This window comes from Pseudomonas sp. KH_027 (genome assembly GCF_057838565.1).
The window spans coordinates 1,457,850-1,472,989 of sequence record NZ_CM174470.1 but is presented as its reverse complement, the minus strand read 5'-3'; the positions used below and the strand labels follow the sequence as shown (position 1 = coordinate 1,472,989).

The 15,140-nt window shown below is 62.1% G+C and carries 17 protein-coding genes; 9 read left to right on the top strand and 8 right to left on the bottom strand.

The annotated features are described in order from the left end of the window. Positions 1–79: 79 nt before the first annotated feature. Genes AC3IYG_RS06875 through tsaA form a run of 3 tightly spaced genes read left to right on the top strand, consistent with a single transcriptional unit; the run spans position 80 to position 2,292 of the window. Positions 80–715 (top strand): DUF1326 domain-containing protein, encoded by a 636-nt coding sequence (locus tag AC3IYG_RS06875; RefSeq protein ID WP_489313038.1) that lies wholly within the window; start codon positions 80–82, stop codon positions 713–715. Further along, positions 715–1,539, top strand: coding sequence for a DUF2182 domain-containing protein (locus AC3IYG_RS06870; RefSeq protein ID WP_489313037.1), 825 nt, complete (start codon positions 715–717; stop codon positions 1,537–1,539). Before AC3IYG_RS06875 ends, AC3IYG_RS06870 begins: the two co-directional genes overlap by 1 nt. Positions 1,540–1,599: 60 nt before the next feature. Then, positions 1,600–2,292 carry a tRNA (N6-threonylcarbamoyladenosine(37)-N6)-methyltransferase TrmO gene (tsaA, locus tag AC3IYG_RS06865; RefSeq protein ID WP_489313036.1) on the top strand — a complete coding sequence of 231 codons (693 nt, stop codon included), beginning with the start codon at positions 1,600–1,602 and terminating at the stop codon, positions 2,290–2,292. A 110-nt stretch (positions 2,293–2,402) separates the two neighbouring features. Here tsaA and AC3IYG_RS06860 read toward each other — a convergent pair whose 3' ends face one another. Further along, entirely contained in the window at positions 2,403–2,708 is a 306-nt protein-coding gene (locus AC3IYG_RS06860) for a putative quinol monooxygenase (RefSeq protein ID WP_489313035.1), read from the bottom strand. Between the two features lie 60 nt (positions 2,709–2,768). Between AC3IYG_RS06860 and AC3IYG_RS06855 the strand changes: the two genes are divergently transcribed. Next, positions 2,769–3,179 carry a VOC family protein gene (locus AC3IYG_RS06855; protein ID WP_489313034.1) on the top strand — a complete coding sequence of 137 codons (411 nt, stop codon included), beginning with the start codon at positions 2,769–2,771 and terminating at the stop codon, positions 3,177–3,179. A 93-nt stretch (positions 3,180–3,272) separates the two neighbouring features. On the opposite strand, the gene fpr is transcribed toward AC3IYG_RS06855, so the two are convergent. Further along, complete coding sequence (gene fpr, locus AC3IYG_RS06850; RefSeq protein WP_489313033.1) at positions 3,273–4,052, bottom strand: ferredoxin-NADP reductase; 780 nt, start codon at positions 4,050–4,052, stop codon at positions 3,273–3,275. Positions 4,053–4,168: 116 nt separating this feature from the next. On the opposite strand from fpr, the gene AC3IYG_RS06845 reads away from it, so the two are divergent. Further along, the gene (locus AC3IYG_RS06845) at positions 4,169–5,095 is read left to right on the top strand and encodes a LysR family transcriptional regulator (RefSeq protein ID WP_489313032.1); all 927 of its coding nucleotides are present in this window, start codon (positions 4,169–4,171) and stop codon (positions 5,093–5,095) included. A 10-nt stretch (positions 5,096–5,105) separates the two neighbouring features. On the opposite strand, the gene AC3IYG_RS06840 is transcribed toward AC3IYG_RS06845, so the two are convergent. Both AC3IYG_RS06840 and erdR read right to left on the bottom strand, forming a co-directional pair. Then, positions 5,106–5,468, bottom strand: a complete 363-nt coding sequence (locus AC3IYG_RS06840; protein ID WP_489313031.1) for a diacylglycerol kinase — start codon at positions 5,466–5,468, stop codon at positions 5,106–5,108. Positions 5,469–5,552: 84 nt separating this feature from the next. After that, positions 5,553–6,203 (bottom strand): response regulator transcription factor ErdR, encoded by a 651-nt coding sequence (gene erdR / locus AC3IYG_RS06835; protein WP_489313030.1) that lies wholly within the window; start codon positions 6,201–6,203, stop codon positions 5,553–5,555. A 119-nt stretch (positions 6,204–6,322) separates the two neighbouring features. Here erdR and AC3IYG_RS06830 point away from each other — a divergent pair, with 119 nt between their 5' ends. Further along, on the top strand, positions 6,323–7,234 hold the full coding sequence (locus tag AC3IYG_RS06830) for a DMT family transporter (protein ID WP_489313029.1): 912 nt from the start codon (positions 6,323–6,325) through the stop codon (positions 7,232–7,234). A gap of 58 nt (positions 7,235–7,292) precedes the next feature. Here the strand turns inward: AC3IYG_RS06830 and AC3IYG_RS06825 are convergent, their stop codons facing one another. Continuing rightward, on the bottom strand, positions 7,293–8,003 hold the full coding sequence (locus tag AC3IYG_RS06825; protein WP_489313028.1) for a tRNA-uridine aminocarboxypropyltransferase: 711 nt from the start codon (positions 8,001–8,003) through the stop codon (positions 7,293–7,295). 344 nt (positions 8,004–8,347) lie between these two features. Here AC3IYG_RS06825 and AC3IYG_RS06820 point away from each other — a divergent pair, with 344 nt between their 5' ends. After that, complete coding sequence (locus AC3IYG_RS06820; RefSeq protein WP_489313027.1) at positions 8,348–8,746, top strand: quorum-sensing-regulated virulence factor family protein; 399 nt, start codon at positions 8,348–8,350, stop codon at positions 8,744–8,746. 409 nt (positions 8,747–9,155) lie between these two features. Next, the gene (locus AC3IYG_RS06815) at positions 9,156–10,235 is read left to right on the top strand and encodes an LOG family protein (protein ID WP_489313026.1); all 1,080 of its coding nucleotides are present in this window, start codon (positions 9,156–9,158) and stop codon (positions 10,233–10,235) included. A 79-nt stretch (positions 10,236–10,314) separates the two neighbouring features. Here the strand turns inward: AC3IYG_RS06815 and recX are convergent, their stop codons facing one another. From recX to AC3IYG_RS06800, 3 genes are all read right to left on the bottom strand, one after another. After that, positions 10,315–10,779: a recombination regulator RecX gene (gene recX, locus AC3IYG_RS06810; RefSeq protein ID WP_489313025.1), complete on the bottom strand. Its 465-nt coding sequence runs from the start codon at positions 10,777–10,779 to the stop codon at positions 10,315–10,317. 8 nt (positions 10,780–10,787) lie between these two features. Beyond that, a complete protein-coding gene (gene recA / locus AC3IYG_RS06805; protein ID WP_489313024.1) occupies positions 10,788–11,852 on the bottom strand; it encodes a recombinase RecA in 1,065 nt (354 codons plus the stop codon). An 85-nt stretch (positions 11,853–11,937) separates the two neighbouring features. Continuing rightward, the gene (locus tag AC3IYG_RS06800) at positions 11,938–12,438 is read right to left on the bottom strand and encodes a CinA family protein (protein ID WP_489313023.1); all 501 of its coding nucleotides are present in this window, start codon (positions 12,436–12,438) and stop codon (positions 11,938–11,940) included. Positions 12,439–12,509: 71 nt separating this feature from the next. On the opposite strand from AC3IYG_RS06800, the gene mutS reads away from it, so the two are divergent. Continuing rightward, positions 12,510–15,083: a DNA mismatch repair protein MutS gene (gene mutS / locus AC3IYG_RS06795; protein ID WP_489313022.1), complete on the top strand. Its 2,574-nt coding sequence runs from the start codon at positions 12,510–12,512 to the stop codon at positions 15,081–15,083. Positions 15,084–15,140 lie beyond the last annotated feature (57 nt).

Sequence of the window (15,140 nt, the reverse complement as noted above, 5' to 3'; positions counted from 1 at the left end):
CCGCACGCCGGCTCTGCTAGCGTTATCTGGTGGGGATAACGCGACCTCTCGCAGCCACACCGCGAGAAGGAGGACAGCCATGAACAAGGCAAACTGGCGCTTGCAGGGCGTGGAATTTTCTTCCTGCAACTGCAACTGGGGCTGCCCATGCCAATTCAGCGCCTTGCCCACCCACGGCAATTGCGAAGCCGTGGTTTCGATGCGGGTCCAGCACGGGCACTTCAACGACACCTCACTGGATGACCTGTGCTGGGTTGGCACGTTCGCCTGGCCCAGAGCCATCCATGAGGGCAATGGCCGCTGCCAGCTGTTTATCGAAGACAAAGCCTCGCCCGCGCAGCGCGAGGCACTCCTGAGCATTCTTTCCGGCGCGGAGACGGAGCCCGGCGCCACGGTGTTCCAGGTGTTCAGCAGCACCGTCACCGAGGTGTACGAACCGCAGTTCGTGCCGATCGAATTTTCGGTCGACATGGCCAGTCGTCAGTCTCACACGCTCATCCCCGGCGTGCTGGAGGTAACCGGTGAGCCGATCCGCAACCCGGTCACCGGTGAGCCCCAGCAGGCCCGCTTGATCCTGCCCGACGGCTTCGAATTCACCGAAGCGGAAATGGCCAGCGGTAGTTATCAGACCCACGGCGCCATCAAGATCAGCTCGAAGCAGAGCCACGGGCACTTCGCCCGATTGCATTTCACCGGTGAGGGTGTGGTGCGCTAGTGGCGCTCAGGTTATCCGCTGGGGCGGCTGGCAGCGTCCAGCACAGCCGGCGCCTGTGGCCATTGCGCCCGGAACAATGGCTGCTGTTGCTTTGCCTGCTGGCGCTGAGCGGCCTGGCGTGGCTGGCACTGCAACGGCTGGCGGTCAGTATGGCCGCGCCCGGTGGTATGGCAGACGTGGCCATGGCCGGCATGCCGATGCCCTGGAGCTTCGGCGATGCCGTGCTGATGTTCGCCATGTGGGTGGTGATGATGATCGGCATGATGCTGCCCAGCACCATCCCGATGCTGCTGATGTACCAGCTGATGTTGCGCAAAAACCAGCCCGATGCGCAGAGGCGTTGGGCGCTGTCGCTGTTCTGCCTGGCCTATGCGCTGGTGTGGAGTGGCTTCAGCCTGCTTGCCACCCTGCTGCAATGGGGTCTGGAGCAACTCACCCTGCTCAGCCCCGGCATGCGCGGCCGCCCGCTGCTCGCCGCGGGCCTGTTGCTGGCGGCCGGCACCTACCAACTGTTGCCCAGTAAAACCGCCTGCCTGGAACACTGCCGCGGGCCGTTGCATTTCCTGCTGGCGTACTGGCGGCCCGGTGCCTGGGGCGGTTGGCGCATGGGCCTGGCCCACGGCCTTTACTGCCTGGGCTGCTGCTGGATGCTGATGGGGTTGCTGTTTGTCGGCGGGGTGATGAACCTGCTGTGGGTCGCCATGCTCGGCGGCTACGTCCTGCTCGAAAAGACCTTGCCCGGCGGGCGCTGGCTCAGCCGGCTGGCTGGTCTGCTGCTGTTGGGCTGGGGCCTGTTCCTGTTGGTCGGCCTGTTGCGTACTTGAGCACTGGCCAAGCGCCCGCACGCAGGTATGATGGCGCGGTTTCCAGCCAGTCTCGTGCCCATGCCCTACTCCGTCTCGCCCATCGGCTTCGTGCGCTCCTGCTTCAAGGAGAAATTTGCCATTCCGCGCCAGCCGCAACTGGCCCCGGCCGCCCGTGGCGTGCTGGAACTGCTGTCGCCGTTCGATCACGCCGACGCCATTGAGGGCTTGGAGCAAGTCAGCCATGTCTGGCTGCTGTTCCTCTTCCATCAGGCGCTGGAAGACAAGCCACGTTTGAAGGTCCGACCGCCGCGCCTGGGCGGCAATCGCTCGCTCGGGGTGTTCGCGACCCGCTCGACGCACCGGCCCAATGGCCTTGGCCAGTCGGTGGTCAAGCTGGAGCGGGTCGAACCCGGCAAACTCTGGCTGTCCGGCATCGACCTGTTGGACGGCACGCCGGTGCTGGATATCAAACCCTATGTACCCTATGCCGACCGGCTCGATACGGCCTTCAACCGGATTGCAGACGCCGCTCCAGCGCTGATCGCCGTGGATTGGGCCGCTGCCGCGCTACCCCAGGCCCAGGCCCACGCGCAGCGCCTGGGCGAACCGCTGCTCGAGTTGATCGAGCAATGCCTGGCGCAGGACCCGCGCCCGGCCTATCAGCAGCCTGAGCCCAACCGCCGCTACGGCACCCAGTTGTGGGACGTGCAGGTGCGCTGGCACTACCCCGAGCCCACGCGCATCTGCGTGCTGGAAGTAGTGGACGCCTGAACGGCGGCTGGCATGTTCTGCATCCATTCATGGCGTAGAACAGAGCAGACGCGAAGCGTTTGGCGCTGCACTCCCACGCGGAGCGTGGGAACGATCAACACCCGAGTGCGTCAGCTGCGTGCGGGGTTAAGCGCCAGCCCGTCGGCCTCGATCACCTCCTGGGTGACGATCAGTGGGTTGACCAACGGCCGGCTGGCGAGGAAGTGCGCCGTCAGCATATGCGCCTCAAATGCCGCCTCGTCGGTGTAAACCTCGTAGAGATAAAGCAGATCTGGATCGCTGCGATCACGCAGCACATCGAACGCCAGGCAGCCTGGCTCATCGCGCACCGAGGCCGCGGCGTTGACACGCATGGCGGCCATGAAGGCCTCGAAGCTGTTGGGCTTTAGCTGGGTCTTGAGAATCAGGCAGTACACAGAGCAGTCCTTTTTGTCTTATATTCCAGGTAAATTGTATACAAATTGGAGTACAAGAAGATGCTCGACCGCCCCAGCCAGCTTAACGGCTTACGCCACCTGGCCCTCTTGGTACCGAATCTGGAAGACTGCGAGCGCTTTTATGTCGAGGTGCTCGGCATGCAAGTGCTGCACCGCGCCAATGAAGACCTGGTGTACCTGACCTGCGGCAACGACAACCTCTCCCTCGGCCGCGCCTATGCCAAGAGCAGCGGCGCGCAGGCGGTCGATCACTACGGTTTTATCGTCGACAGCGTCGAAGAGCTAGAGGCCTGGTATCAGTATCTGAAGGCGCAGGACGTCACCCTGCTCGACCGCCCCTTCGATCACGGTGATGGCGCACGCAGCTTTCATTTGCTCGACCCCGCCGGCAACAAGGTGCAGCCGATCTATCACCCCGCGCTGTCCGGCCAGCGTTTCAGCCACACCTGAGAGGCGGCTGCACTCGCCGACGTTGAAGATAGCGCCTACGCAGACACAAAAAAGCCCGCCAATTGGCGGGCTTTTTCAGCCACTGCGGGCAGCTTACTTCTCGACGAAAGCACGCTCGATCAAGTAATCACCCGGTTCGCCCATGCGTGCCGAGATTTTCAGGCCGAAGCCGTTCAGCACTTCGCTGGTCTCGTCGAGCATGCTCGGGCTACCGCAGATCATCGCGCGGTCGTCCTGCGGGTTGATCGGTGGCAGGCCGATGTCGCTGAACAGCTTGCCGCTGCGCATCAGGTCGGTCAGGCGACCCATGTTCTCGAATTCCTCACGGGTTACCGTGGGGTAATAGATCAGTTTTTCTTTCAGCGCGTCACCGAAAAATTCGTTCTGCGGCAGGTGCTCGGTGATGAATTCCCGGTAGGCCACTTCGTTCACGTAACGCACACCGTGAATCAGGATGACCTTCTCGAAACGCTCGTAGGTTTCCGGGTCCTGAATCACGCTCATGAACGGCGCCAGACCAGTACCGGTGCTGAGCAGATAGAGGTGCTTGCCCGGCAGCAGATCGTCCAGCACCAGGGTGCCAGTTGGTTTGCGGCTGACCATCAGCTCGTCGCCGGGCTTCAGGTGCTGCAGTTGCGAGGTCAGCGGGCCGTCCTGCACCTTGATGCTGAAGAACTCCAGGTGCTCTTCGTAGTTCGGGCTGGCGATCGAGTAAGCACGCATCAGCGGGCGCCCGCTCTCTTGCTGCAGACCGATCATCACAAACTGGCCGTTCTCGAAACGCAGGCCAGGATTGCGAGTGGTCTTGAAGCTGAACAGGGTATCGTTCCAATGGTGGACGCTGAGCACACGCTCTACGTTCAGGTTGCTCATGCAGGCTTCCTCGGAAAATCGCTCACACCCGACGGGTGCTGTTGCGCGGCATGTTAATGGTGGCCACAATATCTGTTAAGTGAATTATTAAGATATAGGTTATCGGTTATATAGATATGCGATTCACTCTCCGCCAACTGCAAGTGTTTGTCGCTGTCGCGCAGCAGGAAAGCGTGTCGCGCGCGGCCGAGTCGCTGGCCCTCTCGCAGTCGGCCGCCAGTACCTCGGTGACCGAACTGGAGCGGCAATCCAACTGCCAGCTATTCGATCGCGCCGGCAAGCGCCTGTCGCTCAACGCCCTCGGCCATCAGCTGTTGCCGCAGGCCGTGGCCTTGCTCGATCAGGCCAAGGAAATCGAGCGCATGCTCAACGGCAAGGGCGGTTTCAGCTCGCTTTCCGTTGGCGCCACCCTGACGGTGGGCAATTACCTGGCCACCTTGCTGATCGGCAGTTTCATGCAGGACCACCCGGAATGCCGGGTCAAACTGCACGTACAGAACACCGCTCACGTTGTACAACAGGTGGCGCATTACGAAATTGATCTGGGCCTAATCGAAGGCGATTGCCAGCACCCGGATATCGAAGTGGAGCCCTGGGTCGAGGATGAACTGGTGGTGTTCTGCGCCCCGCAGCATCCGCTCGCCCGCCATGGCCAAGCCAACCTGGAAGAGCTGACCCGCGAGGCCTGGATTCTGCGCGAACAGGGGTCGGGCACGCGCCTGACCTTCGACCAGGCGATGCGTCACCACCCGACAGCGCTGAATATCCGCCTGGAGCTCGAACATACCGAGGCGATCAAACGGGCGGTGGAATCCGGCTTGGGGATTGGCTGCATCTCGCGCCTGGCGCTGCGCGATGCGTTCCGCCGGGGTAGCCTGGTGCCGGTGGAAACCCCGCAGTTGGACCTCACCCGACAGTTCTACTTCATCTGGCACAAACAGAAGTACCAGACCAGCGCCATGCGCGAGTTTCTCGAGCAATGCCGCCAGTTGACCGCTGGCGTCAGCCGCAGCGACGAGATCGTGTTGCCGTCGATCGCCTAGCGAAACCGCCTTACAGCAGAATCACCGCCCAGACGCTGCCGATCAAGCTCAGCGCGACAAACTGCGCGGCGCTGCCCATGTCCTTGGCATTTTTCGACAGCGGGTGCAGATCCAGCGAGATACGATCGATTGCCGCTTCGACTGCCGAGTTGAGCAACTCGACGATCAAGGCCACCAAGCACACGGCGATCATCAAGGCCCGCTCGACACGGCTGACGTCGAAAAAGAACGCCAGCGGAATCAGCAGCGCATTCAACAATACCAGCTGGCGAAAAGCAGCCTCACCGATGAAGGCGGCGCGCAGGCCGTCGAACGAATAGCCAGCGGCGTTGAGGATGCGTTTCAGGCCGGTCTGGCCCTTGAATGGCGACATGGGAAAACAACCAATATGTTGTGAGGGCTGCAGGCTAAGCCAGAAGCGGTCAAAAAAGCGTGAAAGTGGGCGCGACGAATGGGCTCAACTGGCGGGAATGGATTCCAGATGTTGCAACAATAGCGCCGCCTGAGTGCGCGTGCGCACGTTCAGTTTGCGGAAAATGGCCGTGACGTGGGCCTTGATCGTCGCCTCGGAAACGCCCAGTTCATAGGCGATCTGCTTGTTCAGCAGGCCGTCGCAGACCATGGTCAGCACCCGGAACTGCTGCGGCGTCAGGCTGGCCAACCCGGCGCTGGCGGCCTTGGCTTCGGCCGACACACTGGCGCCTTCGAGCGCCTGCGGCGGCCACCAGACATCGCCGTCGAGCACCACCCGCACAGCCTGCTGGATGGTTTCCAGCGAACTGGATTTCGGAATGAAGCCGCTGGCCCCGAAAGCGCGGGAGCGGGCCACCACGGCGGCCTCTTCCTGGGCCGAGACCATCACCACGGGAACCTGCGGGTACTGCCCGCGCAGCAGCACCAGCCCGGAGAAGCCATAGGCGCCAGGCATATTCAGGTCGAGCAGGACCAGATCCCAGTCGGCCTTTTCCCCAAGGCGGGCTTCCAGTTCGGCGATGCTGGCGGCTTCCACCAACCGCACCTGCGGGCCAAGGCCAAGGGTCAGCGCCTGCTGCAGGGCACTGCGAAACAACGGATGATCGTCGGCAATCAGGATTTCATAGGCGGCCATTGGGCATATCCTGTTCTTGTTGTGGGCCGGAGGCGGCGCTCAGCATGCCGAGCCGTGATGGGGTGGTCAAGTTCAAAGCTTTCCGGCACAGTTCGCGGCTTTTCTTGCCGAGAATGACCATGCGAAGCCAAGCCTTGCGCGCCGACCTGTTAATGCTGATCACCGCGGTGATCTGGGGCGCGTCCTTCGTTGCCCAGCGCCTGGGCATGGATACGATCGGACCCTTCCTCTATACCGGCCTGCGCTTTGCCCTGGCGGCGCTGGTTCTGCTGCCTCTGGTGCTGCGGCGCCCGGCGAACGGCGCTCAGCCTGAACCCTTCCTCACTCGCGGCCTGCTGCTCGGCGGCGGGTTATTGGGCCTGGCGCTGACCCTCGGCATCAACCTGCAGCAGGTCGGCCTGCTGTTCACCAGCGTGACCAACTCCGGCTTTATCACCGGGCTCTACGTGATCATAGTGCCGCTGCTGGGCCTGGCACTGGGTCACAAGACCGGTCTCGGCACCTGGCTGGGTGCGAGCCTGGCGGTGCTTGGCATGTTCCTCTTGAGCGTCGGCGAGAATTTCCATGTAGCCTCAGGCGACTGGCTGCAACTGGCCGGCGCCTTCGTCTGGGGCGTGCACGTGCTGCTGGTGGGCTTTCTCGCCAGCCGGCATGATCCGATCCGCCTGGCCTTCCTGCAATTCGTCGTCTGCGCGCTGGTTAGCCTGCTGCTGGCGTTGACCCTCGAGGAGATCCAGCTGGACGCCGTTCTCCAGGCCGGCCCGGCGATTCTCTATGGCGGCCTGTTCGGCGTGGCGATCGGTTTCACCCTGCAGGTGGTGGCGCAGAAACACGCAATCGCCTCCCACGCGGCGATCATCCTCTCCCTGGAAGCGGTGTTCGCCGCCATCGCCGGCGCGCTGTTCCTCGGCGAAACCCTGGTACTCAAAGGCTATATCGGCTGCGGCCTGATGTTCGCCGGCATGCTGGTGGCGCAGTTATGGCCGAAGAAGGCACCCGACGACCAGACGCTCGAAAGCAAAACCGTGTGACACCAATACGGGTTTGCGTTCGTTGCTAGCTGCGCACTACCAGCACTCAAGCGTGAATCTATAGATAGGCCGCCAGCCGCTGGTGTGTCTCGTCCTCCAGATCAACCGCGCGCTGATACTTGGCGCCCAGGTAATGCGCGGTGAATACCTCCAGGTACGCATCCAGCGCCGCGCCGGCGGTTGCTTCACCGGCCAGCTCCAGGCACAACGCCGCCACCTCCGACGTACAGAGGTGGTCGTCACGCTTGGAGCGCCGCAGGCGATAGCGCGACAGTTGCTCGGGTTGCAGGCTGAGCACCGGCAGGCTGTCGAGGTAAGGGCTTTTGCGGAACATCTTGCGTGCTTCGGTCCAGGTCGCATCGAGCAGGATAAACAACGGGCGCTTGCCCTCCTCCAGCGTGACCTCGGTCACCACCCGTTCAGGCGCGACGAATTCACCGGGGAAGACCAGGTAGGGCTGCCACTGCGGGTCATCGAGCAGTTGCGGCACCTCGGGCTCGACCGAGGTGCGAAACCAGCTATAGGCAAAGGTGTCCGGCACCACGTCGGCAATCAACCAACCGGTATTGGTCGGCTTCAACGGCTCCACGTCGTGCATCAACAGGCAGACTCCCGCCCGTGTCTGCATCCGCGGTCGCCAGGCGCACAGGCAATAGCTGTCGATCACTCGGCACTGCGCGCAGCGTATCGCCCGCGAACCACGCGCGACGAAGGGTTTGGTGCTGCGTTCCAGACGCTCGGCGCGCAGCCGGGATACGGCATGGCTCATCGCAGCGGGCGCGCAAAAAGAGTAACGCTGAACATACGGGCAATCCGACCGACAAAAGAGGTCGCCGAGTTTATCAGAGGCCAGGTGCAAAACCGCCTGCCGCCGGGCTGAGGCAGGCCAAGACGCTGCGGCAGCCCGCCCATCAGCCCATGCCAGGCGAAGAGCCGTCCCGGCGACTTTCCAGATTGGCCCCCGGCCCCAGAACCGCTGGTTGAATGCCAGGCTTGATCTCACCTGGCGGCTTGCTCAGGATGCGCGCAGCTAAAGCTGCGAACTATTGGCTACGCGGGTGAACACCTGCCACGATCCGCAGTCAAAACCGTTTCATCGCTATGGAGATTTACATGTTGCGCGTTATGGCCCTTGCCCTCTGCTTCGTCCTGCCCACAGCACACGCCGCCTCGCTCAAGGATTACGAGCTGGCCAAAATGCTGGATAAAGTGGCCAAAGAAAGTAGCGTTGGCACGCCACGGGCGATCAACGAAGACATTCTCGACCAGGGCTACACCGTCGACGGTAACGAGTTGGTCAATCACCTGAGCGTGCGTGAAGGCCACGCCGCACAGATGCGCGGCAACCCCGACGCGGTTCGCGCGCAACTGGCCAACAGCGTGTGCCGCAATACCGGCTATCGGCAGTTGCTGGCCCGTGGCGCCGGGCTGCGTTACGACTTCACCGAGTACAAGAGCAATAAACCGATCACCACCGAGCGCTTCAGCAAAACCGACTGCGGCCTGAAGTAATCCGCCTGCTGCGCCACTGGCGCAGATGGCAGACCTGCGCACAACGCCCACTTCGTGCTACAAACTTGAGAAGCTGGCATCGCCAGCGAGGTGTCTACGGCGGCTAATTGCAGTAGTAAGCTCGGCACCTTGAGCTTTACTGAACATCAGGAAGAGCGAAAACCTCAATCACTGCGCGAGCACTTCACGCAAAAGCCCTGATCGAGCAGGCCCGCTTTTGAACCACACACCGCTCGCACTCGAAGTCAGCGCTGATCGATACACAACCCTATCGATCGTCGACTGCCAGACCCCAACGGGTCTGATTGCGCAATTCAAGCCAAGCCGCCTGAATTGCCCGCGACACCGCCCGTGTCGCAGCCGTGCCCAGTGGCACAGCCAAAGGTTCTGCAGCACAAGGAGACGTTGAATGCCTTACGAACCGGACGACTACCTATCTCGTCACTTCCAGACCAGCGGAATCGACCTCACCAGCAAGATCGACGAACTGGTCGCGCTGACTGCCCCTGGCAGCAGCCTCAATCGAGCGCTTTACCGCGACATGCTGATCACCGTCATCCGCATGGCCCAAGCCGACCGCAATCGCTGGGACGCGAAAATCATGCTGCAAACCTTGCGTGAAATGGAGCACGCCTTCAGCAACCTCGAACAGTTCAAGCGTCGGCGCAAAGTCACTGTCTTCGGCTCCGCGCGCACCCCGGTCACACACCCGATCTATGCGTTGGCCCGCGAACTCGGCGCCACGCTGGCGCGCTATGACTTGATGGTGATTACCGGTGCCGGCGGCGGCATCATGGCGGCAGCCCATGAAGGCGCAGGGCTGGAGAACAGCCTGGGCTTCAACATCACCCTACCCTTCGAGCAAGGCGCCAACGCCACCGTCGAAGGCAGCGCCAACCTGCTGTCGTTCAAGTTCTTCTTCCTGCGCAAGTTGTTCTTCGTCAAGGAGGCCGACGCGCTGGTGCTTTGCCCAGGCGGCTTCGGCACCCTGGATGAAGCCCTGGAAGTGCTGACCCTGATCCAGACAGGTAAAAGCCCGCTGGTGCCCGTGGTACTGCTGGACGAGCCGGGCGGCAGTTTCTGGCAGGACGCCCTGGCCTTTATCCACAAGCAACTGGAGAGCAATGGCTACATTCTTCCCAGCGACATGAAGTTGATTCGTCTGGTCCACAGCGCCGAAGAGGCGGCAGAAGAAATTGCCCAGTTCTATAGCAACTTCCACTCCAGCCGCTGGCTCAAGGAACGCTTCGCGGTTCGCCTGAACCACCCCATCAGCGAGACAGCACTGGCGCGGCTGCATGACGATTTTGCCGATCTGTGCAAAAGCGGCAGTTTCGAGCAGCAATCACTGTTCGAGGCCGAACGCGACGAACCCGAATTGAGCTACCTGACCCGTCTGGCCTTCACCTTCAATGGCCGTGATCACGGCCGTTTGCGCGAACTGCTCGACACCCTCAACCTGCCGGAAAATTGGGCAAAACCTGCCTAGCTCCGTCCCGCCGTAGCTGAATCCTCCTCGACATCCAGCCATGCGCAAAGCGCGTGGCTTAAGGCTGCCGACGAAAAACTCAGTCGTCTAGGACGCCGCGCAACAGGCGACCAATCAAATCCAGTGGGTAGCCGCGGTAACTGAGGAAACGCCCCTGCTGAGCACGCTCACGCGCATCGCGGGGCAGCTCTCCGGCAAACTTGCGGCGCCAGACTTCCTCCAGCTGTTCACGCCAGTTGATGCCGCTCTCGCGTAAGGCCTGCTCGATATCCGCGCGGGCCAGACCGCGCTGCGTCAACTCTTCGCGGATGCGCAGCGGCCCATAGCCGGAGCGCGCGCGGTAGGAGACGAAGCTTTCCAGATAACGGGATTCAGAAAGCAAACCCTCTTGCGCAAGGCGGTCGAGAGCGGGTTCGATCAATTCAGCAGGGGCCCCGCGCTGGCGCAGCTTACGCGTCAGCTCGACACGCCCATGCTCGCGGCGCGCCAGGAGATCCATGGCGGTCCGCCGCACTGCGGCAGGGCTGTCGAGCACGACGGACATGGCGCGAATCAGGCGTCCGCGTCAGCCAGGTCATCCGCCGTACTGGTAGCCGCTGCAGCCGCCGCGGCTGCAGCGGCATCCTTGGAGGCCATCAACAGCTTGTCGCGAATCTGCTTCTCGACTGTCTTGCCCACTTCCGGGTTGTCTTCCAGGTATTTGGCGGAGTTCGCCTTGCCCTGGCCGATCTTGTTGCCGAGGTAGCTGTACCAGGCGCCGGATTTTTCCAGCAGGCCAAGCTGCACACCGAGGTCGATGATTTCACCGTTGCGGTAGATGCCTTTGCCGTAAAGGATCTGGAACTCGGCCTGACGGAAGGGCGGCGCCACCTTGTTTTTCACCACTTTGACGCGGGTTTCGCTGCCGACCACCTCGTCACCCTCTTTCACCGCACCGGTACGGCGGATGTCCAAACGGACCGAGGCGTAGAACTTCAGGGCATTACCACCGGTGGTGGTTTCCGGGCTACCGAACATCACGCCGATCTTCATGCGGATCTGGTTGATGAAGATCACCAGGCAATTGGCGTTCTTGATGTTGCCGGTAATCTTGCGCAGCGCCTGAGACATCAGACGGGCTTGCAGGCCGACGTGCATATCGCCCATTTCGCCTTCGATCTCGGCCTTGGGCACCAGCGCTGCCACGGAGTCGATCACGATCACATCCACGGCATTGGAGCGCACCAGCATGTCGGTGATTTCCAGGGCCTGCTCGCCGGTATCCGGCTGCGACACCAGCAGGTCATCGACATTCACGCCCAGCTTGCCGGCGTATTCGGGATCGAGGGCGTGCTCGGCATCGACGAACGCGCAGGTCGCACCCATTTTCTGCGCTTCGGCAATCACCGACAGCGTCAGCGTGGTTTTGCCGGAGGATTCAGGGCCGTAGATTTCGACGATCCGGCCTTTCGGCAGACCGCCAATGCCCAAGGCGATGTCCAGCCCCAGCGAGCCGGTGGAAATGGCCGGAATCGCCTGGCGATCCTGATCGCCCATGCGCATTACCGCGCCTTTGCCGAATTGTTTTTCAATCTGGCCAAGGGCCGCAGCCAAGGCGCGCTTCTTATTCTCGTCCATTGAATCCTCACGTGATCAAGAGGGCCTAACGGCCGCTAACAACTGTATAAGTAGCCAGTATTATTCCATACGGCAAGTCGCACGCCTACCCCTGAACTGGATTTTCTCCTGCAGCTAGTCGGATCAGCCCAGCCAGCGCGGCCTCAACCGTTTGTCGGCGAACTTCCGTGCGATCACCTGCAAACTGCCGACGCTGAGCGTAGAGCAACTCACCGCCGCACCAAGCCAGCCAAACCGTACCAACGGGTTTTTCCACTGAACCTCCATCCGGCCCCGCCACACCGCTTACGGCAACGGAAAAGTGCGCCGCACTTTTAACTTGCGCACCGCGCGCCATGGCCTCGACCACTTCACGACTGACCGCGCCAACCGATGCGAACAACTCGACCGGCACATCCAGTTGCAGCGTTTTTTGCCAGTTCGAATAGGTGACATAACCCGCTTCGAACCACACCGAACTGCCGGGAATACGGGTGATCGCCTCGGCAATCCCGCCGCCCGTGCAGGACTCGGCGGTGGTCACCCGGGCATTCAAGGACTGCAGGCATTCGCCAAGCTGCGCGGCAAGACGGGTAATCTCTTCCAAGACCTTCTCCGGGGTTAAAGCGGACGGGTGGGATACCGTACACTAGCGCCTTTTGCACGCAAGGCCTGGTAATGAGTCAGAGCGACCTTTCCGCACACACCCCGATGATGCAGCAATACTGGCGGCTGAAAAATCAGCACCCGGATCAGTTGATGTTTTACCGCATGGGTGACTTCTACGAGATCTTCTATGAGGACGCGAAGAAGGCCGCCAAGCTACTCGACATCACCCTGACCGCCCGTGGCCAGTCGGCCGGCACTGCCATTCCGATGTGCGGAATTCCTTATCATGCCGCCGAGGGCTATCTGGCCAAGCTGGTCAAGCTCGGCGAGTCAGTGGTGATCTGCGAACAGGTCGGCGACCCGGCGACCAGCAAGGGCCCGGTCGATCGCCAAGTGGTGCGCATCATCACCCCGGGAACCGTGAGCGACGAAGCGCTGCTCGACGAACGCCGCGACAACCTGCTGGCCGCTGTCTTGGGCGACGAGCGCCTGTTCGGCCTGGCCGTGCTGGACATCACCAGCGGCCGCTTCAGCGTGCTGGAAATCAACGGCTGGGAGAACCTGCTCGCCGAGTTGGAGCGCCTCAACCCGGTCGAGCTACTGATACCGGATGACTGGCCACAAGGTCTGCCCGCCGAGAAGCGCCGTGGCGTGCGGCGTCGCGCACCCTGGGACTTCGAACGTGATTCGGCGCTCAAAAGCCTCTGTCAGCAGTTCGCCACCCAGGATCTGAAAGGCTTCGGTTGCGAGACCCTGACCCTGGCTATCGGTGCCGCCGGCTGCCTCTTGGCCTACGCCAAGGAGACCCAGCGCACCGCCCTGCCGCACTTGCGCAGCCTGCGCCATGAGCGCCTGGACGATACGGTGATCCTCGACGGCGCCAGCCGCCGCAACCTCGAACTGGACACCAACCTCGCCGGCGGGCGCGACAACACCCTGCAATCGGTGATCGACCGTTGCCAGACTGCCATGGGCAGTCGCCTACTGACCCGTTGGCTGAATCGCCCGCTGCGCCAACGCGCAGTGCTCGACGCGCGCCAGGAGTCCATCGCCTGCCTGCTGGAACGCTATCGCTTCGAGAACCTGCAGCCGCAACTGAAAGAGATCGGCGACGTCGAGCGCATCCTCGCCCGGATTGGTCTGCGCAATGCCCGCCCACGTGACTTGGCGCGCCTGCGCGACGCCCTCGCGGCACTGCCTGAATTACAGACAGCGATGGTCGATCTGGACACCCCGCACCTGAATGAACTGGCGGCGACGGTCAGCATGTATCCCGAACTGGCGGATCTGCTGCAACGCGCGATCATCGACAACCCACCGGCGGTGATCCGCGAGGGTGGCGTGCTCAAGACCGGTTACGACGCGGAGCTGGACGAACTGCAATCGCTGAGTGAAAACGCCGGGCAATTCTTGATCGACCTCGAAACCCGCGAAAAAGCCCGGACCGGACTGGCCAACCTCAAGGTCGGCTACAACCGCATCCACGGCTATTTCATCGAGCTGCCGAGCAAACAAGCCGAGCAAGCGCCTGCCGACTATATCCGCCGGCAGACGCTCAAAGGCGCCGAGCGCTACATCACTCCCGAACTGAAAGCCTTCGAAGACAAAGCGCTCTCAGCCAAGAGTCGCGCCCTGGCCCGCGAAAAAATGCTCTATGACGAGCTGCTGGAACGCCTGATTGGCCACCTCGGCCCATTACAGGACAGCGCTAGCGCACTGGCCGAACTGGATGTGCTGAGCAACCTGGCCGAACGCGCGTTGAACCTAGACTTGAATCGCCCGCGCTTCGTCGATGAGCCGCGCATGCACATCGTGCAAGGGCGCCATCCGGTGGTGGAACAGGTACTGACTACACCTTTCGTCGCCAATGACCTGACACTCGATGACAGCACCCGGATGCTGATCATCACCGGACCGAACATGGGTGGTAAATCCACCTATATGCGGCAAACCGCGCTGATCGTGCTGCTTGCGCACATCGGCAGCTTCGTCCCCGCCGCCCGTTGCGAGCTGTCGCTGGTCGACCGGATTTTCACCCGGATCGGCTCCAGCGACGACCTCGCCGGCGGCCGTTCGACCTTTATGGTGGAAATGAGCGAGACCGCCAATATCCTGCACAACGCCAGCGACCGCAGCCTCGTGCTGATGGACGAAGTGGGGCGCGGCACCAGCACTTTCGACGGCCTGTCGCTGGCCTGGGCGGCCGCCGAACACCTGGCAAAATTGCGCGCCTACACGTTGTTCGCCACCCACTATTTCGAGCTGACGGTACTGCCGGAAAGCGAACAGGTGGTCGCCAACGTGCACCTGAGCGCCACCGAACACAACGAACGCATCGTCTTCCTGCACCATGTTCTGCCCGGCCCGGCGAGCCAGAGCTACGGCCTGGCGGTTGCACAACTGGCCGGCGTACCCGGCGATGTAATCCTGCGTGCCCGCCAGCACCTGGCGCGCCTGGAAACCACCAGCCTACCCCATGATCTGCCACGCGCAGAGCCCGGGCAGCCCGCCCCGCCGCTGCAAAGCGACATGTTCGCCAGCATGCCGCACCCCGTGCTCGAGGAATTGGCCAAGATCAATCCGGATGATCTAACTCCGCGCCGCGCGCTGGAGCTGTTATATACACTGAAAACGCGAATCTAACGCCCACCCGCACAAGCTGTTAGAATCGCGCGCGCTTTGGGATGCTGTGGCCTATTA